Consider the following 19,502-nt stretch of genomic DNA (forward strand, 5'->3'; position numbering starts at 1 on the left):
GTAAAAAATAACCGCTTGTCGTTAAGAAGAGTTAATTATCCCATTTTGCCAATTCGGCATATTCCGTCAATTTTGGGAAGTGTTTTAGCCATTTATGCCACTGTACTTCGTTCACTTCAATTTGCACAATTCGCTCGCCGAAATCATTGAAATTTTCGGCTTTAATGCAATTTTCTGCTTTAAACTGGGCGTAAATTGCACCGGCAGTAACAGGGAGCAAGAGTGTTTCACGCACTAAATTGCTTCGTAGTCTTTCTTGTATGGCTTGGAATAAGAGCTCAATGCCTTGATTTTTTTGAGCTGAGAGATAAACCGCAATCGCTGTGCCATCATCATTACGTTCGATATGTGGCTCAATTCCCTCTAACTTATCTATTTTATTAAAGACTAACAGTGTTGGAATGTCCAATGCTTCAATTTCATCAAGCACTTGATTTACCGCATCAATATTTTCATTTTTGCGATCGTCTGAACCATCAATAACGTGTAGGAGCAATGTCGCTTCTGTGGTTTCTTGTAAGGTAGATTTGAACGCAGAGACTAAATCGTGTGGCAGAAAACGAATAAAACCCACCGTATCGGCGAGAATTGTTGTGCCAACATCTTGTACTTGAATGCGGCGTAAGGTCGGATCAAGTGTCGCAAACAGTTGATCGGCGGCATAAACACCCGCTTGGGTAATGGCATTAAATAGGGTAGATTTGCCTGCGTTGGTATAGCCAACAAGAGAGACAGTTGGAATATCCGCTTTTTGACGCGTTTTCCGATTTTGATTTCGTTGCTTGCTGACTTTTTCCAAACGGCTTAAAAGTTGCTGAATTCGCACTTTGATCAAACGGCGATCCGTTTCCAGCTGAGTTTCACCCGGACCTCGTAGCCCGACAGAACCACCTTTTTGTTGATCTTGATTGGTTACACGGCGAACCAGGCGAGTTGATAAATGGCGAAGCTGTGCTAGTTCTACCTGTAGTTTCCCCTCGTGCGATCTGGCTCGCTGGGCGAAAATATCGAGGATCAAACCTGTTCTATCTACCACTCGGCAGCCGCATAATGATTGTAAATTTCGGGTTTGTGCAGGGCTTAGCTGATGATTGACTAATACCACGGTTGCCTCTAATTGCTCTACGGCTTCAGCAATTTCTTCCGCTTTGCCTTGCCCGACATAATATTTGATATGTGGGCTTTGACGAGTTGTAGTTAGGGTCGCCAGCACTTCAACACCAGCAGACTCTGCCAATGTTTGAAACTCAAGTAGATTTTCGACATCTTTATGTTGTCCAAGATAGAGATGGACAAGAATTGCTTTGTCTCGGTTGTTTTCTATGGGGTCTTTAATTTCTGAAATTGGGTTTGCTTCAGATAAAGCAAAGCCAAACGCAGAATATTCTTCTGAGTTTGGCAATGATTCGTTTAACATTTTTTGATTGATAATGTGATTATTCCGTTTGTTCAGCCGCTTCTGTTGCAGCTTGAGTGTGCTGGTTTTGGTTGTTATTGTTGTTATGCGATAACGCACGAGCAGGCACAACCGTTGAAATGGCGTGCTTATACACCATTTGGCTTACTGTATTTTTAAGTAAAATCACGAATTGATCAAAAGACTCAATTTGACCTTGTAATTTAATGCCGTTAACTAAATAAATTGAAACAGGAATACGCTCACGACGAAGTGCATTCAAATATGGATCTTGTAAAGATTGACCTTTTGCCATTTTATCTTTCCTTTTTATTGTTGTGTGTTGATGTTAGGACAGCAAATTATGATATAAGTTCTAAGGTGTGTGCAGATACTTCAAATTGAGTGAAAACTTATTTAAGTTTAGGCACGCCACGAACTAAATATTATCACAATTATTTAAATAATGATCGATCTTTTCAACCATTTTTGTTTTGGAGCTGGTCGGATCTAGACTATCTAACCACGTTAGCTCACCTTGCCAGCCTCGAAGCCAAGTAATTTGTCGCTTCGCCAGTTGGCGTGTGGCACAAATGCCTTTGAAAATCGCTTCATCAAGAGAGATATCGCCTTGTAAATATTCCCACATTTGGCGATAGCCTACGCAACGAATTGACGGCAGATTAATATGCAAATCTTCACGTAAAAATAACCGCTTGACCTCCTCTTCAAAGCCCAAGTCAATCATTTTGTGGAAACGTTGCTCAATACGTTGGTGTAACACTGCCCGATCTTCAGGAGCAATTGCAAATTGCAGAATGTTATACGGCAACGCTTCGCCTTGTTGAGCGGTGAGTTCTGTCATTGTTTTACCGGTGATGTAAAACACCTCTAGGGCGCGGTTAATACGTTGGCTGTCATTTGGATTAATTCTTGCCCCCGCAATAGGGTCGATTTTTACTAATTCTTGGTGCAGAACCGCCCAGCCTTGTTGTTCTGCTCTCGCTTCAATTTCGGCACGAATAGTTGGATCAGCAGACGGCAACGGCGAAAGCCCTTCCAGCAACGCTTTGTAGTAAAGCATTGTGCCACCCACCAAGAGCGGAATTTTACCCTGTGCAGTAATATCTGCCATTTCACGTAATGCATCACTATGAAAATTCATTGCCGAATAACTTTCTGCAGGGTCTAAAATATCAATTAAACGATGTGGGGCAAGAGCCAGTTCTGCTTTGCTTGGTTTTGCCGTACCAATATCCATTCCTTTGTAAATCAAGGCAGAATCCACACTAATTACCTCAACAGGTAATTCCTGTCTGAGAGCGATGGCTAAATCTGTTTTGCCTGAGGCAGTCGGACCCATTAAAAAAAGGGAGAGGGGTTTTTGAGTCATTTTATTATTAAGCTGAATAGTTAATTCTTTTAAATCAGTATAGCACATTTAAGCCTAAGTTTAGGCTCAGCCACATAGTTATAAAATTAAACTATTCATTGAACTAATTTTTATAAATGCTATCATATTGTATATCATTTGATATACAAAAAGAGGTTTTCTATGGCAAATAGTGCATTAGTTAGTGTAAGAATTAGCCCTGAAATTAAAGAGCAGGCAAGCGAAGTTTTAGCCGGAATTGGTTTAACGGTTTCTGATGTTATGCGAATGACATTAGCAAAAATTGCGACGGAAAAACGTTTTCAGTTTGACTATCAACCTAACGTGGAAACAGCAGAAGTATTAAAAGCGGTTAGAAATGGAGATGAAAAATTAAATCCGGCTAAAAACATTGCTGATTTAATGGAGCAACTTAATGCGAGAGATTGAGTATAGTAACGCTTTTAAACGAGACTATAAAAAGTGTGCCGTTGATACGTTATCTTATTCGCTGATTGAAGCACTCTATTTTCTCATCAACGATAAGCCATTACCTGAGAAATATTGCGATCACGCATTAACAGGCGAATGGAAAGGTTTTCGGGATTGCCATATTCAGCCTGATTTAGTGCTGATTTATCGAAAGATTGATGATAAATTAGAATTGTTGAGAATAGGTAGTCATTCCAATTTATTTGGGTAAAGGGCGAGAGTTGCCCTTTAGTCTTTATAAATATTTAGAAAAATCCACCTCTTTCCTAATTGCTTCAATCTCTTTCTTTCCATTGGCGTAAAGCTCGATTTCAGAAAGTTGAGCAACCACATCACTCAGCGTGCAAGCGGTCGGAATTTCGCATTTTTTTGCAAAAAATTCGGCTAAATTGACCGCTTGTGTTTGGTTGAATAATGCAAAGAGTAGCTGTTGCAGATTTTGCTCTCTCACTGCTTGAGGTACGGAAAGAAGCGTTAGCCTTGTTTGCTCCTGCCAATGTTTTTCCGTAATCGAAAAACCAAGTTCTGATAATCCTTCCCTATATTGTTGCCAGCGTTCCGTTTGTGGTTCATCTAAAGTGAGGTTAAGAGGAATGAGCAAGGCTTGGGCTTGTCCTTTACCGAGTTGATAAGTAAATTTTAGCTCGGCAAGTTTTGCCAATGGAATGAGATAAAAATCTTCCCCTTCTTTCATTAATACCGCTTGGTTTTTCACAATAGCTAAGGCTTGAGAATGGTTGGTTGCAAGCGGTGTAATTTGCTCCATTTTTTGCAAAACAGGTTCGGGTTTTGTTTCCATTTTTGGTTCAAATGTTGGCATTTGAACAGCGGTTCTTTCTACTTTTTCCGCTCGAATATCTGAACCACTCAGGAGTTCGTTATACCATTTTTGAGCTGATTGAGAGCTACTACTTCGCTCAAATTTCGGCGTAAAAGGCGAGTGAGTAGAGCGATTTGCATTTTGTTGTGAAAATTCGCCCGCTTGTATTGGCTCTTTGGGCTGTGTAAATACATTTTGCCCTGCTGCTTGGCGGTTGGTGTCTTTCGCATAAGCCGGCATTGGTTCATTGAGTTCGTTCCGTAGTTCAAGTGTGGGCTGTGTTTGTTGTAGACTATTGCTGACACCTTGTAAAATAAAATCGTGTACCAGCCTTCCTTGATGGAAACGTACTTCGTGTTTAGCCGGGTGGACGTTTACATCCACCATTGTAGGATCTAAATCTAAGAAAATCACAAACGCAGGGTAGTTTCCTGTTGCAATGCTCTCTCCATAGGCTTGGCGGATTGCGTGATTGATGGTTTTGTCTCGCATCATTCGCCCGTTTACATAGCTATAGCAAAGATCGTTTTGTGGACGAGCAAGCATCGGTGAGCCAACCCAGCCGTGTAAGTGCAAATCGCCGTGTTGCCAGTCAATATAATTGGCGTTTTGGATAAATTCCTCGCCGCAAATCGCTGCCACCCGTTTTTGTTTTTGCTCTACTGATTGATCGGCAACTTTGCGATATTGGCGGACGATTTTGCCATTGTGGCTTAAGGTAAAACTCACGTTCGGTTTAGCCAGGGCGATGCGTCGGATAACTTCGTCAATATGGGCAAACTCGGTTTTATCGGTGCGTAAAAATTTACGGCGTGCCGGTGTGTTGAAAAACAGATTAGCGACTTCAATTGTTGTGCCGATAGGGTGCGAAGCCGGTTGAATTTCCACTGCCATTTCTCGCCCTTGTGCGTAAGCCTGCCACGCTTCACTTTGCTCTGCGGTGCGAGAGGTGAGAGTTAAACGTGAAACCGAGCTGATACTCGCCAATGCCTCACCCCTAAAGCCTAGACTTAAAATGGCTTCCAAATCTTCCAAACTGCTGATTTTGCTCGTGGCGTGGCGAGCGAGTGCGAGTGGCAGATCTTGCTTATTGATGCCGCAGCCGTTATCTCGAATGCGGATTAGCTGTGATCCACCTTTCTCAATATCAATTTGAATATTATTCGCTCCTGCATCAAGGCTGTTTTCAACCAGTTCTTTCACCACAGACGCAGGGCGTTCTACAACCTCGCCTGCAGCAATTTGGTTTGCCAGCTGTGGAGGCAGAATGTGGATTAGCTGTTTAGGGGGAGTGTTTGTCATTTTCGTGCCTAATCATTTGAAATTAGCCCATTTTATCTAATTTTCTTCACTTTTGCATATTTCTTCATACAAAAGAACGTGTTAGATTATGGCAATATTAACAAAATGAGAACAAATTTATGCAGATGATAGAACTTGCTCAACAAGCCAAGCAAGCCAGCGTTGAATTGGCACAATTTGGTAACCGTCAGAAAAATGAGGCTTTACTTACTATTGCAGACAGCCTTGAACAGCGTGCTACCGAAATTTTATATGCGAATGTAAAAGACATTGAATTTGCTCAATCACAAGGTATTTCATTGGCGATTATCGACCGCTTGTTACTCAATGAAGATCGCTTAAAAGGGATCGCAAATGATGTGCGAAACGTAGCGAAATTAGCCGATCCAGTCGGGCAGGTGATAGATGGCGGCGTGTTAGACAGTGGTTTAAAAATTGAACGCCAACGTGTGCCGCTGGGTGTGATTTTAACCATTTATGAAGCTCGCCCGAACGTAACTATTGATGTCGCTTCGCTCTGCTTGAAAACGGGCAATGCGGTGATTTTACGTGGCGGTAAAGAGACCAAATTTACCAATGCGGTATTAGTTGATGTAGTGCAAGATGCGTTAGGAAAAGCCGGCTTGCCGAAATTGGCAGTGCAAGCGGTAACTGATCCGGATCGTGGTTTATTGTTAGAGTTGCTGAAATTAGATCGCTACATTGATATGGTTATTCCTCGAGGTGGTGCAGGTTTACATCAATTCTGCAAAGAAAATTCAACCATTCCTGTGATTGTAGGCGGCATCGGGGTTTGTCATCTGTTTGTAGAGAAAACGGCAGATCAAGAAAAATCGTTAGAGGTTATCGCAAATGCGAAAACCCAACGCCCAAGTACGTGCAATACATTAGAAACCTTGTTGGTGGAGAAATCTATCGCTGTGGAATTTTTACCGAAATTAGTCGCTAAAATGCAGCAGCTCGGCGTAACCATTCATAGTAATGATTTGCAAAAAATTGATGGAATTGAACCGCTTGATCAAGCAAAACTCAGTCAAGAGTGGTTATCCCTTGATCTTAACGTGGTCGTGGTAAACGATTTACAACAAGCAGTGGAGCATATTCGCCATTATGGCTCACAACATTCGGAAAGTATTTTAACCTCTGATTACCAAATTGCTCGCCGGTTCGTACAACAAGTTGATGCAGCAGCAGTTTATATTAACGCCAGCACTCGTTTTACCGATGGTGGCGAGTTCGGCTTAGGGGCAGAAGTCGCTGTGAGTACGCAGAAATTACACGCACGAGGTCCAATGGGGCTTGAAGCATTAACCACTTATAAATGGGTGTGCGAAGGCGATTATTTAGTTAGAGGATAATATGTTGAAATGGATTTTAGAATTTCTTAAATTGCTCGCTAAGCGTTATACGGAAAATAACATTGCAATTTCAGCGGGCTATCTTACTTACAGTACAATGCTTGCCATTGTGCCATCAATCATTGTGTTGTTTTCGATTTTTACGTTTTTCCCTGTGTTTTATGAAGCCAGTGAAATGCTAAAAGCCTTTATTTATGACAATTTTGCCCCTAATGCGAGTGAGATGGTATCAGAGTACCTTGAATTATTTGTAGGTAATGCAAAAAAAATGGGGCTCGTCAGTATTATCGGTTTATTTGTGGTTGCTCTGATGCTGATTAAAAGCATTGATGAAGCCCTTAACACCATTTGGCATAATAATAAGAGCAGACCGATGTGGTTTTCTTTCTTGCTCTATTTCTTAATTTTAATATTTGGACCATTACTCGCCGGAGCAAGTATTGCTATTACGACCTACATCACATCTCTGGCAGTTTTTAATGGCTCAGGGGCATTGTCGTTAGGGCAACATTTATTAGAATTAATGCCGTTTTTATTGATTTGGTTGTTGTTTACATTGGTGTATAAATTTATCCCGGTTACTAAGGTGAAATTTAAGCACGCAGCAATTGGAGCATTGTTAGCGGCTTTTTTCTTTACTTTGGGTAAACAAGCCTTTATTTGGTATATCACGGCGTTCCCATCTTACCAAGCGATTTATGGAGCATTGGCGGTGTTACCTATTATGCTATTGTGGATTCAATTAAGCTGGCAAGTTGTATTATTAGGTGGGCAGTTCGCTGCAATATTAAAAGAGATGAAAGAAAACAGGGATATTTATGATCGGATTAATTCAGCGGGTTAAATGGGCAAAGGTTGAGGTTGAAGGGCAAACCGTTGGCGAAATTCAGCACGGTTTATTGGTTCTGCTTGGCGTTGAAAAAGATGACGATGAAGCCAAAGCCGATAAATTATTAGAAAAAGTGCTGAATTACCGAGTGTTTTCTGATGAGCAAGACAAGATGAATTTAAATGTTCAGCAAGCTGGCGGTAGCCTACTCGTGGTTTCGCAGTTCACCCTTGCGGCAGATACGAACAAAGGTTTACGTCCAAGTTTTTCAAAGGGAGCTGCTCCAATTGATGCTGAGCGTTTATATGACTATTTTCATCAACAAGCAGCAACTAAAATCCATACCCAGACAGGGCAGTTTGCTGCAGATATGCAAGTTAGCTTACAAAATGACGGACCTGTTACGTTTTGGTTGCAGGTGTAATTTTTACCCTTAGGCGATTTTTAGGGTATCAATTACCGCTCGTAGTGCAGGTGAAACATTACGATGCGGATAGTACAGATAAAGAGGTGGCAGGGTGATGCAACTTTGGTTAAAAATAGAAATTAATTGACCGCTTGCCAGCTCTGTTTCTATTAAATGTTCAGGCAAATATGCTAAGCCTAAATGCAAAAGAGCTGCATCTTTGGCAGACTGTGAACTGTTGAAAATCCAGCGGCAATTTGGGGTAAGCTTAATTTTTTCGCCATTATCCTCAAACTCCCAAGAAAAAAGTTCTCTATTGCTTAGGCGATATCCAATACATTGATATTGTGCTAACTCTTGAAGATCTTTTGGAAAGCCGTGCATTGTGAAATAGTTTGGGGTCGCAGCTAACGTCATTTTAATAGGCTCTGTGATTTTGACTGCGATCATCTCTTCAGCAACATAACTTCCTAATCGAACTCCTGCATCAAAGCCTTCTTGAATAATATCGATAAAATGATTTGCTCCGATTAATTCAATCTGAATTTCAGGATATTTTTCTTTAAAATGAGCCAATTTAGGCAGCAATAGCTGTTGAACTGTGTGTAAATCAGCATTAATTCTCACTAAACCGCTAGGTGCTTCACGGTAATGAGCCAGTGAATCTAATTCTTGGTCGAGCTTAGTAAAACTTTTTTCAGCGGTACGAAAAAGTTGTTGCCCGGCTTGGGTAAGTGTAACCTGCCTTGTTGTTCTAACAAATAGTTGCAAACCGAGCCGTTTTTCTAATAAACGAATTGTTTTGCTGAGTGCAGGAGATGAAACCCCCAATTTGCTTGCTGCTCTGCTAAAGTTTTTTTCATTGGCGACTAATAGAAACGCATAGAGATCATTATAATTTTCACGTTTTGGCATAGTTTTCCTTAATTAATAACTTAAGGTTAATAGTCTATCAACTTTTTTGTGTATTATCATTTTATTTTTAACCTCTATAATGCTCCACATCAACGACAAGATGTCGTTTGACTTAACAAATAGATAATATATAGAGGATTTTTTTAAATGAAATTAAATACATTAATCAGCACAATTTTACTTGGTACAGCTTTAACTACAACAGCAAATGCAGCAACTATTCAACGATATGTAGATATTGAAGGAAAAACATATAAATTAACTGAAGTAAAAAAAGATAATTATGATTATTATGCTGACCAACTAAAAAGTCGTTTAGCTGATTTACAAACAGAGCAAAATCTTGCAAATTTTAAAACGTTAGTGAATGAAGCAGCTGAATTCGCACAAAATGCAAAAAGAACAGTACAAGAGAGCTTTGTAGATCAATATGATGCTCAAGATAATGCTCGTGAAAGAGATATGGTGTCTGCTCGTTCAACCCAAATCAGTAAATTAATTACTTCGTTAGATACTGCGGCTCATCAAAATGAGTTAAGTGCAGCTAAACAAGCCGTATTATTTAACGTAGCAAGTTATCTTTAATCCTAAATAATTTTTTTCATAGTTCCTTAGTAGTAAGCGGTCATATTTGTAAGTTTTTTTGCAAATATGACCTTTTTTATATTAGCGATTAATCAAAATCACTTAGGCAATTTCTGACATTTCGGACAGAAGTAAGTGTTACGTTGCCCAATCACTTTGGTTTCAATGGGTTTTCCGCAATCATTACAGGCTTCCCCTTTTCGTCCGTATACTTGTAGCACTTGAGCAAAATAGCCGGGTTTGCCGTCAGGTTGGACAAAATCTTTGAGCGTTGTGCCACCTTGAATAATGGCTTTAGTTAGCACTTCTTTGATGGTTTTCACTAAACGCTCGCATTGCTTTTTAGTCAGATTTTGTGCTGCAAGCTCAGGGTGAATACCAGCCATAAATAAACTTTCGCACGCATAGATATTTCCAACGCCCACAACTACTTCATTTGTCATAATAAAGGTTTTACAAGCGGTCGTTTTTTTACGACTTTTTGCAAATAAATAATCGGGTGTGAAATCGTCTGAAAGCGGTTCAGGTCCAAGTTTACGTAGTAGTTCGTGATTTTCAGCCTTTTCTGCCCATAGCCAGCAGCCGAATTTGCGAGGATCGTTATAGCGTAAAACAGTGCCGTTTTGGGTAATAAGATCGACGTGGTCGTGCTTGCCAATTTCTTTTTGTTGGTTTTCTTGCAAAATGCCAAGTGAGCCGGACATTCCTAGATGAACTAAAATATCGCCTTTGTCGGTGCAGATAATAAGATATTTCGCTCGTCTTTCTACTGCTTCGATTTTTGCATTTTGCATTGCGGAAAGCTCATCGCTCACTGCCCAGCGTAGTTTAGGTTGGCGGACCATTATTTGCTTAATTGTTTGCCCTTTTAAATAAGGCTCGATGCCTCGTACGCTGGTTTCAACTTCGGGTAATTCAGGCATTTTTATTCCTTATAGTAAAAAGGTGCGTTTATAAACGCACCCTGGATGTTGTTAATTAGGCTTTTTTACCAAATAGATAACCAATTACTGTACCTGCAATCGCAAACGGAATCCACTCCATTGAAATAGATTTCAACGGCAGAGCGTTTATCACTTCCACACCGGCAACGGATAAAATGGACACAATAGTAACCAGTGCTAATGGCAAGCGTTGAGCCAGTAATGGCAGTCTAATAAAGATGTTAATAAACATTAGGAAGATAACCGTCATCGCAATCGGATATAGCACTAACAACACCGGCACTGATTTTGAGATAACAAAATCTAAGCCTTGATTAGCGATGCCAAAGCTAATAAGCGTAAAAATTAATACATACACTTTATAGGAAATTTTCGGGAATACTTCATTGAAATATTCGCTTGTGGTTACGATTAACCCAATTGAAGTGGTTAAACAGGCAAGCGTTACAATTACGCCCAGTAGCGTACGACCAAACTCACCGAAGGTATCAGTTGCGACACTATTAAGAATAAATGTACCGATGTTTTGACCTTTTGCATTCAGCTCTGCGAGAGTTTCTGCACTAATTGGATAGTGATTACCAATCCACGCAAGAGAAATGTAAATTGCTGCTAATGCAATAGCTGCAATTACCCCAGCCATTGAAGTCTGCTTGATTAAGTCCTTACCACCGATACCTTTCGCCTTAATTGCACTGATCACAATCACAGAGAAAGTAATCGAGGCTAGAGCATCCATTGTTAAATAACCTTCAACAATACCTGTAAAGAGAGGGGTTTCGGGATCCGCTTTGGTTGCCACCGCAGGTAATTCATTTCCGCCTAATAAGATAACCGCTTTAACTACTAATGCTAAAATTGCAACCAATAATACAGGGGTTAAGATTGCTCCAATTCTATCTACTACCGTTGATGGGTTTAAGCTGAACCATACCGCAATTAAGTAATAAGCGAGTGTAAATATCAATAAAGAAAGCGTGCTACTTTCACCAATAAACGGTACAACCGCCATTTGGTAAGCCGTTGCCCCTGTACGAGGAATTGCAAAGAATGGTCCGATAGTTAAATAAATTGCCATTAAAAATAGCAGAGAAAAATAAGGGTGAACATTTTTGCTCAACGCTTCTTTGTAACCACCTTGATAGTAACCGCTCACGGCAATTCCGAGCAGTGGCAAACCCACACCGGTAATCACAAAGCCAATAATAGAAGGCAGAAAATCAACGCCACTATCTAAACCGAGTTTTGGCGGAAAAATTAAGTTACCCGCCCCAAAGAAAATCGCAAAGAGCATAAAGCCCACGATGAAGGTATTTTTAGTCATAATAATTACTACTTAAAAATTAAAAGGAAAGACATTAAAAAAATAAGGGGAGAATTGTGCCATATTTGCCAACTTCTTGCAAAAAAAGACCGCTTGATATTATGGAAAAATGCGTTTTTAGAAAAGAAAAGTCGGCAAATTGCCGACTTTTAACAAAATAGAAAGGAAATATTAACCCATATATAACCCACCATTCACGTGAATGGTTTCTCCGTTGATATAACGTGCATCATCTGAGGCTAAGAATGCTACTGCTTTTGCAATATCTTGTGGAGAGCCAAGTTCGCCAGCCGGAATTTGACTTAAGATTGCATTGCGTTGATCTTCGTTTAGTTCATCGGTCATATCTGTTGCGATAAAGCCCGGTGCAACGACGTTTACCGTAATGCCACGGCTTGCGACTTCTTTCGCAAGTGATTTAGAGAAACCGACTAAGCCTGCTTTTGCCGCACAATAGTTAGTTTGCCCCGGATTACCCATTGAGCCAACTACAGAACCAATGCTGATGATACGACCGCCTTTTTTCATCATTGGGCGTAAAACAGCTTTAGACAAACGATAAACTGATGTAAGGTTAGTTTGAATGATGTCGAACCAATCATCATCTTTCATACGCATTAATAAACCATCACGGGTGATGCCTGCGTTATTCACTAATACATCCACATCACCAAAGGTTTCTTTAATCTGTTTTAACACAGAATCAATAGATTCTGCATCTGCCACGTTTAGCACTAAACCTTTACCATTTTCGCCTAAGTAAGCAGAAATAGACTCCGCACCTTTTTCAGAGGTTGCTGTACCAACGACGGTATAGCCTTTTGCGACTAATTCTTCGGCAATTGCTTTGCCGATACCACGAGTTGCACCTGTAACTAATGCGATTTTGCTCATACATTCTCCTATAAAAGACGATTAAAGCGTTAAAATATAAAAAATAAAAAGAATAATAAAGTAGTTTATCACAGTGGTTGAACCACCGAATAACGCATATTTAACTGCTGAACCTTGCTGTGGATAAATCCAACGTGGGCGAGCAAACGCCCATATTGTTGAGACTATCAATAATCCTAAACTACTTAATAAATAAATTTGAAATAAAACGACCGCACCTTTTGGATCACCTTTGCTTAACAGCACGCCATAAATAGCCCACGCTTGAATGGCGGCGGTAGTAAGTGCGGCTCCGCCAATAAACGCTCGGCGAATTTTCGGATTGATAGCCAAAAAGTAAGCTAAAAATGAGCAGGCAGCGGCAACCGAAAGCATACCAAATTGTTTAAATATGGAACTACTTCCAAGCGGATCGACATTACTAAACATATAGCTGGCAGGCACTATGACTAAGGCAATCAATACACTGAACAGCATAAATAAAGTTTCTTTGCTCATTTTATCGCTGATTGAAATTAGGCTTGAACTGCCTCAAGGCTGGCAACATCGTTTACCGCTTGTGCTGATAACTCTTTCACAATACGGCTTGTTAAACCGGTTAATACTTTGTTTGGACCGATTTCATAAAGCGTTGTGATGCCATCTTGTGCCATTTTTTCAACGGTTTCTGTCCAACGCACAGGGCTATAAAGCTGACGAACAAGTGCGTTGCGGATGGTATCTGCATCGCTTTCAACTGCCACATCCACGTTGTTAATAACAGGTACAAGCGGTTGATTTAGCGTGATATTTTGCAATGCTGCGGCTAATTTTTCCGCAGCCGGTTTCATTAACGCACAGTGTGAAGGCACGCTCACTGCTAATGGTAACGCACGTTTTGCCCCAGAAGCTTTGCATAATTCACCTGCTTTTTCTGCTGCCGCTTTTGTACCGGCAATTACTACTTGCCCCGGTGAGTTAAAGTTTACTGCTGAAACAATTTCACCTGTTTCAGTTGCTGCTTGTTCGCACGCCTTGATAATCGCTTCATTGTCTAAACCGATAATCGCATACATTGCTCCGCTACCTGCCGGCACGGCTTCTTGCATTGCGTTACCACGCAATTCAACTAATTTGATGGCATCTTGGAAGTTTAACACGCCGGCACAAACTAGGGCAGAGTACTCACCTAAACTATGACCTGCCATCACAGAGGGTTTTAATTCAGGGTATTTTTCTTGCCATACACGGAAAATCGCCACCGATGCGGCTAATAAAGCAGGTTGAGTGCGTTGAGTTTGCCCTAATTCTTCCGCTGTGCCATTTTGAACTAAATCCCATAAATCATAGCTAAGCACATCACTTGCTTGTTTGAAGGTTTCTTCTACGATTGGATATTGTGTAGCAAGGTCTGCAAGCATTCCGATAGCTTGTGAGCCTTGACCGGGAAAAACCATAGCGAATTTTGACATTTTTTATTCCTCTTTTAAATTGTAACCTGTAGGGGAAAATTGCAATTTGCCCCTACGATGTAACCTTGCAAATTTTTGGTGAAATCTGACCGCTTGTAGTAGATTAATCTGGCGAATAATACAGTTTACCGATCTCAATTCGCTCACGCCCAGTTTCCAATCGCCATTTGTTGCTATCACGCAGGGAATAAACGCAACCGCAATATTCCTGCTGATAGAAGCGTTCACGCTTACTGATTTCGATCATACGCTGAGAACCACCGCCTTTTCGCCAGTTGTAATCCCAGTAAACCACATCATCAAATTTAGCGGCGGCACGGTGTCCGCAGTCGTTGATTTGGTTCATATCTTTCCAGCGAGAAATACCTAAGCAACTGGTAAAGACCGGGAAGCCGTTGTTGTGGGCGTATTCCGCCGCTTTTTCAAAACGCATATCGAAACACATTGTGCAGCGAATGCCTCGTTCAGGTTCCCATTCCATACCTTTGGCTTTTTTGAACCACTCTTTGCGGTCGTTTTCGTAGTCGTCATCTAAATCGATAAACGGAATACCCCACTTTTCAGCAAAGCGGATATTCTCTTCCTTGCGAATGAGATACTCCTTGAGTGGGTGAATGTTCGGGTTATAGAAATAGATGGTAAATTCAATGCCGGAGGCGTGAATTGCTTCCATCACTTCGCCCGAACACGGAGCACAGCAAGAGTGCAACAGCAACTTATTGTGTCCGTTCGGAAGAGTTAATTTCTCACGCACAAACGGGGCGTTTGGGTCTTTTTTTTGATTTTGAGCTCTGCGTCTAGCACGCACGCTTTCAATATGTTCTTGAGGTTGTTGGTTTTGTTCTGTCATTGTTATGTAGGGGCAAATAACATTTGCCCAAAAGAATTATAGGTTATGGAGCAAATATCATTTGCCCCTACAAGCGGTTAAATTTATCTGATTTTTTGCAAATTAATAGGATCTATCCACCGACAAATATGCCAATGAAATCAATGCCTGTTTATATTCGCTCTCAGGCAATACCGCTAACGCATCGACCGCTTTTTGGGCTTCTTCACGGGCTTTTTGCATTGCGTAGTCGAGAGATTTGTGTTCCGTCATAATGGCTAAAACGTCTGGAATTTGCTCCAATTCACCACCGTTTTCAATTGCATTGCGGATCAGCTCCACTTGAGCGGTTTTGCTTGCTTTTTCCGCTGCGTGCATTGCGTGTAAGAGCGGAAGCGTTGGTTTGCCTTCTACAAAGTCATCACCTACATTTTTGCCTAAACTTTCACTTTGGGCGGAGTAGTCTAAAATATCATCAACAAGTTGGAATGCCGTGCCTAAATAACAACCGTAATCTTTTAAGCCGTTTTCGATTTCTTCGCTTGCTTGTGCGGCAATTGCCACACATTGAGTCGCAGCTTCAAACAAACGTGCGGTTTTGTTGTAAATCACACGCATATAGTTTGCTTCTGTGGTGTTTGGGTCGTTCACATTCATTAATTGCTGAACTTCACCTTCTGCCAACGCATTGGTTGCCGAAGACATTACTTTTAATACACGAAGCGAGTCTAAATCCGTCATCATTTGAAAAGAACGAGTGTAGATATAATCGCCCACTAACACGCTTGCTGCATTGCCAAACACCGCATTTGCAGTATCTCGCCCACGACGTTTGTCGGATTCGTCCACCACATCATCGTGTAAAAGTGTTGCCGTATGTACAAACTCAATAAAAGCCGCCGCTGTAATATGTTTTTTACCTTGATAACCTAACGCACGGGCTGCAAGCACTGAAATTAATGGGCGAATGCGTTTGCCTCCGCCTGCGATAATGTAATGCCCAAGCTGGTTAATCAATAAGACTTCCGAATTAAGTTGAGCCAAAATTTCTGCGTTTACCGCTTGCATATCTTCATTTGCAAGGGCTTGAATTTGTTCGAGAGTTAATTGCGTAGCCATTTGTTTCCATCTGATTAGGTAAAATTTGCTCTACATTCTACCCTAAATCAGCCGTCTTCAAAAAGAATAATTTCAGAAAGCATTTGCATATCGGGCTAAATTTTCTTAGACTTGAGCTAATTTTAGTCGGGGTGCTGTTTTCAGCTGAGATGATACCCGTGAACCTGATTCAGTTAATACTGCCGTAGGAAACTAATGATGCCAAACTCAATCCCTATCTCTATTCTTTCGTCTTTTTCACGCGTTTCTTGCCTTACTCTAAATCGTTGATTTGGAGGCATTATGCACATTGAAATCCGCAATCTTTGCTTAACATTTGGCGAGCAAGTGCTATTTCAACATTTCAATTTTCAACTTAAAAAAGGAAGTTGGACCAGTCTATTAGGAGCAAGTGGTGTCGGAAAGTCAACACTTTTACGTATTATTGCAGGATTAGAAAGCGAAGCGATACAATCGGGTGAAATTTCTTTTGATCCCAACACTTGCATTGCGTGGTTAGCTCAAACCGACTCGCTTTATCCGTGGTTATCAATAATTGACAACGTTCAGTTACAGGCTTATTTAAGTGGTCAAAAATCAGCAGAAAGTCAAGAAAAAGCGATAAGCCTACTTGAGCAAGTCGGGCTAGGTGAGCATTTGCATAAGCGTTGTTATCAACTTTCGGGCGGTCAGCGGCAACGAGTGGCGTTAGCTCGCACGTTAATGCAAGAGGCAAATCTCATTTTAATGGATGAGCCATTCTCCGCCCTTGATGCAGTAACTCGCCATCAATTACAAGCCCTTGCCGTTGAGCTGTTGCGAGATAAAACGGTGTTGTTGATTACGCACGATCCGCAAGAAGCAATTCGTGTAAGCGATGAAATTCGCATTTTACGTCATCAACCTGCTGAAATTGCTCTAACTATTGCCCTAGAAGGCGACAGACCACGAGAACTTAACAATCACCGGCAATGGGTATTACAGCAACAATTATTTAATGAATTAACCGGCGGAGGAGAGTAATGCGTTCCTTTTTGCAAAAAATGCCACTTTTTCGACCGCTTGTGATTGCATTTAGCTTGTTTTTATTGTGGCAAGGGGCGGTTAGTTTTGGTGGAATGCCTGCTTATATGTTGCCTTCACCGCTTACGGTTTGGCAAAAGTTAATTGAAAATGCTCCGCTTCTTGCCACTCACGCTCAAATCACGTTATTGGAAATTGCATTAGGGTTGTTGCTAGGCTTTTTATTTGGGCTAGGCTCTGCATTATTACTAATTCGCTATCGCAGGTTGTCTAAATTCTTGCTGCCTTTACTTGTTATTTCTCAAGCTATTCCTGTGTTTGCTATAGCCCCACTTCTCGTACTGTGGTTTGGCTATGGGCTTGCTTCCAAAATTGTGATGACGGTGCTGATTATTTACTTCCCTGTAACTGCTGCCTGTTTTGATGGGTTACGCAATACACCAAAAACTTGGTTGGATTTGGCAAAAACCTTAGAGATTTCACCTATTGCAATGTTATTTAAAGTTCAGCTCCCTGCTGCGTTGCCATCACTGGCTTCAGGTTTACGCATTGCAGTGTCCGTTGCCCCTATTGGAGCTATTGTGGGGGAATGGGTAGGTTCATCACAAGGTTTAGGCTACTTAATGCTCCACGCTAACGCTCGTATGCAGACAGACTTGATGTTTGCCGCTCTTTTTATTTTGATTGTGATTGCATTATTACTCTACTTTGTTACCGATAAATTACTTAAACGCCTTGTACCTTGGGCTACACATTTACATTAATAAGAAGGAGAATTTATGTCTATTATTCAACAACTTACCGAAAAAGCAGGGCAATATTGGCTTGATTATATCGATCACGATTTTGTGAAACAACTTGCTAATGGCACGTTACCCAAACAGTGTTTTCAACACTATTTAAAGCAAGATTATCGTTTTTTGTTTCAATATAGCCGAGCAATTTCACTCGGTATTTTCAAGGCTGAACGGTTTGAAGATATTCATTTCGCCCAAAAAATGAATGAAGGATTACTGAGCGAAATTCAATTACACATTGATTATTGCAAGCAATGGGGCATTAAAGAGGAAGAACTTTTTGCAACGGAAGAATCGCCCGCTTGTGTTGCCTACACTCGTTATGTTTTAGATTGCGGAATGAAAGGCGGATTAGCAGAGCTTTATACCGCTCTTGCTCCTTGTACGATTGGCTATGCTGAAATTGCTCGCCGCATTGCTCCTTATTCTGGGGCGAATAATCCTTATCAAAGTTGGATTGATACTTACGCATCAAGTGGGTTTCAGCAAGACAGCCAAGCCTTTGCTGATTATTTGGCTAAACTCTATGAACCTTTAAATGAAACACAAAAAGCTGAATTACAACAAATTTTCAATACTGCCAGTCGTATGGAAGCTGCATTTTGGCAAATGGGGCTGGATTTAAGCTAACTAAAAAGGAGACATTTATGAAACTTCATCATACTTTATTTGCTGTTGCTGCACTGCTTTCAGCAAATAGCCTAATGGCAAAAGAAAAAATCAGCGTAATGTTAGATTGGTTTGTAAACCCGGACCACGCTGCTATTATCGTGGCACAACAAAAAGGTTATTTTGCCGAACAAGGTTTGGAGGTTGAAATTATTGAACCGGCTGATCCTTCTGTGCCACCCAAATTAGTCGCCGCAGGTAAGGCAGATTTAGCGGTGGATTATCAGCCGCAACTTCAACAACAAGTGGCACAAGGTTTGCCTCTAAGCCGTATAGGCACATTGGTTGCCACTCCTCTGAATAGTCTTGTTGTGCTGGATAACGGCAAGATCAATACCATTGCCGATCTGAAAGGTAAGAAGATTGGCTATTCCGTTAGCGGATTTGAAGATGCGTTACTTAAAGCAATGCTCTCTTCTGTTGATTTGAAAGAAAATGATGTTGAGCTGATTGATGTGAACTGGTCGCTATCGCCCTCATTACTTTCAGGGCAAGTTGATGCGGTAATTGGGGCTTTTCGTAATTTCGAGCTAAATCAACTTGCATTAGAACATCAAAAAGGGAAAGCCTTCTTCCCTGAAGAACACGGTGTGCCGGCTTATGATGAATTGATTTTAGTTGCTCATAAAGACAAAGCACAAGATGCAAAAATTTCTGCTTTTTTGACCGCTTTAGAGAAAGCTACCATCTACACGCTCAATCATCCACAAACTGCGTGGGAAGAGTTTGTCAGTTATAAACCACAAGAACTAAATAATGAATTAAATCTCCGAGCGTGGGCTGATACTTTACCACGTCTTGCACATCGCCCTAGAGCATTAGATGCTCATCGTTACACTAGAATGGCAGAATTTTTAAAATCGCAAGGCTTAGTCAAAGAAATGCCAAAACTGGAAGAATATGCGGTTGAACTAAAATAACGGTCTTTGGGGTTGTGAAATCGGAAAAAAGATCAAAATAGCCAGTCTAAAAAGTAGGAACATAAATTTTTAAAGATT

The 19,502-nt window shown here is 40.9% G+C and carries 22 protein-coding genes and 1 riboswitch; of the genes, 10 read left to right on the forward strand and 12 right to left on the reverse strand.

All coding sequences use genetic code 11. From position 1 onward, the window contains the following. Positions 1 to 31: 31 nt before the first annotated feature. The 3 genes from hflX to miaA form a co-directional block, all read right to left on the reverse strand. The gene (gene hflX / locus V6W77_RS02605; protein WP_334253704.1) at positions 32 to 1,417 is read right to left on the reverse strand and encodes a ribosome rescue GTPase HflX; all 1,386 of its coding nucleotides are present in this window, start codon (positions 1,415 to 1,417) and stop codon (positions 32 to 34) included. A 19-nt stretch (positions 1,418 to 1,436) separates the two neighbouring features. Beyond that, positions 1,437 to 1,712 carry an RNA chaperone Hfq gene (gene hfq / locus V6W77_RS02610; protein ID WP_025236803.1) on the reverse strand — a complete coding sequence of 92 codons (276 nt, stop codon included), beginning with the start codon at positions 1,710 to 1,712 and terminating at the stop codon, positions 1,437 to 1,439. Positions 1,713 to 1,835: 123 nt separating this feature from the next. After that, on the reverse strand, positions 1,836 to 2,789 hold the full coding sequence (gene miaA / locus V6W77_RS02615; RefSeq protein ID WP_334253768.1) for a tRNA (adenosine(37)-N6)-dimethylallyltransferase MiaA: 954 nt from the start codon (positions 2,787 to 2,789) through the stop codon (positions 1,836 to 1,838). A 162-nt stretch (positions 2,790 to 2,951) separates the two neighbouring features. Here miaA and V6W77_RS02620 point away from each other — a divergent pair, with 162 nt between their 5' ends. Continuing rightward, positions 2,952 to 3,218, forward strand: coding sequence for a type II toxin-antitoxin system RelB/DinJ family antitoxin (locus V6W77_RS02620; RefSeq protein ID WP_159628595.1), 267 nt, complete (start codon positions 2,952 to 2,954; stop codon positions 3,216 to 3,218). After that, positions 3,205 to 3,471 (forward strand): type II toxin-antitoxin system RelE/ParE family toxin, encoded by a 267-nt coding sequence (locus V6W77_RS02625; RefSeq protein WP_334253705.1) that lies wholly within the window; start codon positions 3,205 to 3,207, stop codon positions 3,469 to 3,471. Before V6W77_RS02620 ends, V6W77_RS02625 begins: the two co-directional genes overlap by 14 nt. A 24-nt stretch (positions 3,472 to 3,495) precedes the next feature. Here the strand turns inward: V6W77_RS02625 and mutL are convergent, their stop codons facing one another. Further along, a complete protein-coding gene (gene mutL / locus V6W77_RS02630) occupies positions 3,496 to 5,382 on the reverse strand; it encodes a DNA mismatch repair endonuclease MutL (protein ID WP_334253706.1) in 1,887 nt (628 codons plus the stop codon). A gap of 119 nt (positions 5,383 to 5,501) precedes the next feature. Between mutL and proA the strand changes: the two genes are divergently transcribed. Genes proA through dtd form a run of 3 tightly spaced genes read left to right on the forward strand, consistent with a single transcriptional unit; the run spans position 5,502 to position 7,993 of the window. Beyond that, complete coding sequence (gene proA, locus V6W77_RS02635) at positions 5,502 to 6,740, forward strand: glutamate-5-semialdehyde dehydrogenase (protein ID WP_334253707.1); 1,239 nt, start codon at positions 5,502 to 5,504, stop codon at positions 6,738 to 6,740. Position 6,741: 1 nt separating this feature from the next. Then, on the forward strand, positions 6,742 to 7,584 hold the full coding sequence (locus V6W77_RS02640) for a virulence factor BrkB family protein (protein ID WP_334253708.1): 843 nt from the start codon (positions 6,742 to 6,744) through the stop codon (positions 7,582 to 7,584). Further along, entirely contained in the window at positions 7,559 to 7,993 is a 435-nt protein-coding gene (dtd, locus tag V6W77_RS02645) for a D-aminoacyl-tRNA deacylase (protein WP_025248275.1), read from the forward strand. Before V6W77_RS02640 ends, dtd begins: the two co-directional genes overlap by 26 nt. A gap of 9 nt (positions 7,994 to 8,002) precedes the next feature. On the opposite strand, the gene V6W77_RS02650 is transcribed toward dtd, so the two are convergent. After that, on the reverse strand, positions 8,003 to 8,890 hold the full coding sequence (locus tag V6W77_RS02650) for a LysR family transcriptional regulator (protein ID WP_025236796.1): 888 nt from the start codon (positions 8,888 to 8,890) through the stop codon (positions 8,003 to 8,005). A gap of 147 nt (positions 8,891 to 9,037) precedes the next feature. On the opposite strand from V6W77_RS02650, the gene V6W77_RS02655 reads away from it, so the two are divergent. After that, positions 9,038 to 9,475 carry a hypothetical protein gene (locus V6W77_RS02655; RefSeq protein ID WP_283386792.1) on the forward strand — a complete coding sequence of 146 codons (438 nt, stop codon included), beginning with the start codon at positions 9,038 to 9,040 and terminating at the stop codon, positions 9,473 to 9,475. A gap of 98 nt (positions 9,476 to 9,573) precedes the next feature. On the opposite strand, the gene mutM is transcribed toward V6W77_RS02655, so the two are convergent. The 7 genes from mutM to ispB form a co-directional block, all read right to left on the reverse strand. After that, the gene (mutM, locus tag V6W77_RS02660) at positions 9,574 to 10,398 is read right to left on the reverse strand and encodes a bifunctional DNA-formamidopyrimidine glycosylase/DNA-(apurinic or apyrimidinic site) lyase (protein WP_334253709.1); all 825 of its coding nucleotides are present in this window, start codon (positions 10,396 to 10,398) and stop codon (positions 9,574 to 9,576) included. Between the two features lie 55 nt (positions 10,399 to 10,453). Beyond that, positions 10,454 to 11,743, reverse strand: coding sequence for a branched-chain amino acid transport system II carrier protein (gene brnQ, locus V6W77_RS02665; protein ID WP_334253710.1), 1,290 nt, complete (start codon positions 11,741 to 11,743; stop codon positions 10,454 to 10,456). Positions 11,744 to 11,914: 171 nt separating this feature from the next. Continuing rightward, positions 11,915 to 12,637: a 3-oxoacyl-ACP reductase FabG gene (gene fabG, locus V6W77_RS02670; RefSeq protein ID WP_334253711.1), complete on the reverse strand. Its 723-nt coding sequence runs from the start codon at positions 12,635 to 12,637 to the stop codon at positions 11,915 to 11,917. A 21-nt stretch (positions 12,638 to 12,658) separates the two neighbouring features. Then, a complete protein-coding gene (locus V6W77_RS02675) occupies positions 12,659 to 13,135 on the reverse strand; it encodes a hypothetical protein (protein ID WP_334253712.1) in 477 nt (158 codons plus the stop codon). 17 nt (positions 13,136 to 13,152) lie between these two features. Next, positions 13,153 to 14,088 carry an ACP S-malonyltransferase gene (gene fabD / locus V6W77_RS02680; protein ID WP_334253713.1) on the reverse strand — a complete coding sequence of 312 codons (936 nt, stop codon included), beginning with the start codon at positions 14,086 to 14,088 and terminating at the stop codon, positions 13,153 to 13,155. Positions 14,089 to 14,191: 103 nt separating this feature from the next. After that, entirely contained in the window at positions 14,192 to 14,938 is a 747-nt protein-coding gene (locus tag V6W77_RS02685) for an epoxyqueuosine reductase QueH (RefSeq protein WP_025342138.1), read from the reverse strand. Positions 14,939 to 15,040: 102 nt separating this feature from the next. After that, a complete protein-coding gene (gene ispB / locus V6W77_RS02690) occupies positions 15,041 to 16,036 on the reverse strand; it encodes an octaprenyl diphosphate synthase (protein ID WP_283386799.1) in 996 nt (331 codons plus the stop codon). A 117-nt stretch (positions 16,037 to 16,153) separates the two neighbouring features. Further along, positions 16,154 to 16,244, forward strand: a riboswitch (TPP riboswitch). A gap of 74 nt (positions 16,245 to 16,318) precedes the next feature. Here ispB and V6W77_RS02695 point away from each other — a divergent pair. The 4 genes from V6W77_RS02695 to V6W77_RS02710 are packed head-to-tail and all read left to right on the forward strand — an operon-like array spanning position 16,319 to position 19,424. Continuing rightward, complete coding sequence (locus V6W77_RS02695) at positions 16,319 to 17,038, forward strand: ABC transporter ATP-binding protein (RefSeq protein ID WP_334253714.1); 720 nt, start codon at positions 16,319 to 16,321, stop codon at positions 17,036 to 17,038. Next, on the forward strand, positions 17,038 to 17,802 hold the full coding sequence (locus V6W77_RS02700) for an ABC transporter permease (protein ID WP_428981767.1): 765 nt from the start codon (positions 17,038 to 17,040) through the stop codon (positions 17,800 to 17,802). Before V6W77_RS02695 ends, V6W77_RS02700 begins: the two co-directional genes overlap by 1 nt. 15 nt (positions 17,803 to 17,817) lie before the next feature. Then, on the forward strand, positions 17,818 to 18,465 hold the full coding sequence (gene tenA, locus V6W77_RS02705; protein ID WP_334253715.1) for a thiaminase II: 648 nt from the start codon (positions 17,818 to 17,820) through the stop codon (positions 18,463 to 18,465). Between the two features lie 17 nt (positions 18,466 to 18,482). Next, positions 18,483 to 19,424, forward strand: coding sequence for an ABC transporter substrate-binding protein (locus V6W77_RS02710; protein ID WP_334253716.1), 942 nt, complete (start codon positions 18,483 to 18,485; stop codon positions 19,422 to 19,424). Positions 19,425 to 19,502 lie beyond the last annotated feature (78 nt).

The sequence above is a fragment of the Mannheimia indoligenes genome (genome assembly GCF_036880405.1).
In the GTDB taxonomy this organism is placed as follows: Bacteria; Pseudomonadota; Gammaproteobacteria; order Enterobacterales; family Pasteurellaceae; genus Mannheimia; species Mannheimia indoligenes.

Excerpts from the sequence above, each read along its gene's own strand:
- proA (WP_334253707.1), top strand. The coding sequence starts at position 5,502 with ATGCAGATGATAGAACTTGCTCAACAAGCCAAGCAAGCCAGCGTTGAA.
- miaA (WP_334253768.1), bottom strand. The coding sequence starts at position 2,789 with ATGACTCAAAAACCCCTCTCCCTTTTTTTAATGGGTCCGACTGCCTCA.
- mutL (WP_334253706.1), bottom strand. The coding sequence starts at position 5,382 with ATGACAAACACTCCCCCTAAACAGCTAATCCACATTCTGCCTCCACAG.
- fabG (WP_334253711.1), bottom strand. The coding sequence starts at position 12,637 with ATGAGCAAAATCGCATTAGTTACAGGTGCAACTCGTGGTATCGGCAAA.
- brnQ (WP_334253710.1), bottom strand. The coding sequence starts at position 11,743 with ATGACTAAAAATACCTTCATCGTGGGCTTTATGCTCTTTGCGATTTTC.
- tenA (WP_334253715.1), top strand. The coding sequence starts at position 17,818 with ATGTCTATTATTCAACAACTTACCGAAAAAGCAGGGCAATATTGGCTT.
- hfq (WP_025236803.1), bottom strand. The coding sequence starts at position 1,712 with ATGGCAAAAGGTCAATCTTTACAAGATCCATATTTGAATGCACTTCGT.
- V6W77_RS02695 (WP_334253714.1), top strand. The coding sequence starts at position 16,319 with ATGCACATTGAAATCCGCAATCTTTGCTTAACATTTGGCGAGCAAGTG.
- V6W77_RS02700 (WP_428981767.1), top strand. The coding sequence starts at position 17,038 with ATGCGTTCCTTTTTGCAAAAAATGCCACTTTTTCGACCGCTTGTGATT.
- V6W77_RS02625 (WP_334253705.1), top strand. The coding sequence starts at position 3,205 with ATGCGAGAGATTGAGTATAGTAACGCTTTTAAACGAGACTATAAAAAG.
- V6W77_RS02655 (WP_283386792.1), top strand. The coding sequence starts at position 9,038 with ATGAAATTAAATACATTAATCAGCACAATTTTACTTGGTACAGCTTTA.
- V6W77_RS02620 (WP_159628595.1), top strand. The coding sequence starts at position 2,952 with ATGGCAAATAGTGCATTAGTTAGTGTAAGAATTAGCCCTGAAATTAAA.
- V6W77_RS02675 (WP_334253712.1), bottom strand. The coding sequence starts at position 13,135 with ATGAGCAAAGAAACTTTATTTATGCTGTTCAGTGTATTGATTGCCTTA.
- fabD (WP_334253713.1), bottom strand. The coding sequence starts at position 14,088 with ATGTCAAAATTCGCTATGGTTTTTCCCGGTCAAGGCTCACAAGCTATC.
- hflX (WP_334253704.1), bottom strand. The coding sequence starts at position 1,417 with ATGTTAAACGAATCATTGCCAAACTCAGAAGAATATTCTGCGTTTGGC.
- V6W77_RS02650 (WP_025236796.1), bottom strand. The coding sequence starts at position 8,890 with ATGCCAAAACGTGAAAATTATAATGATCTCTATGCGTTTCTATTAGTC.
- mutM (WP_334253709.1), bottom strand. The coding sequence starts at position 10,398 with ATGCCTGAATTACCCGAAGTTGAAACCAGCGTACGAGGCATCGAGCCT.
- dtd (WP_025248275.1), top strand. The coding sequence starts at position 7,559 with ATGATCGGATTAATTCAGCGGGTTAAATGGGCAAAGGTTGAGGTTGAA.
- ispB (WP_283386799.1), bottom strand. The coding sequence starts at position 16,036 with ATGGCTACGCAATTAACTCTCGAACAAATTCAAGCCCTTGCAAATGAA.
- V6W77_RS02710 (WP_334253716.1), top strand. The coding sequence starts at position 18,483 with ATGAAACTTCATCATACTTTATTTGCTGTTGCTGCACTGCTTTCAGCA.
- V6W77_RS02685 (WP_025342138.1), bottom strand. The coding sequence starts at position 14,938 with ATGACAGAACAAAACCAACAACCTCAAGAACATATTGAAAGCGTGCGT.
- V6W77_RS02640 (WP_334253708.1), top strand. The coding sequence starts at position 6,742 with ATGTTGAAATGGATTTTAGAATTTCTTAAATTGCTCGCTAAGCGTTAT.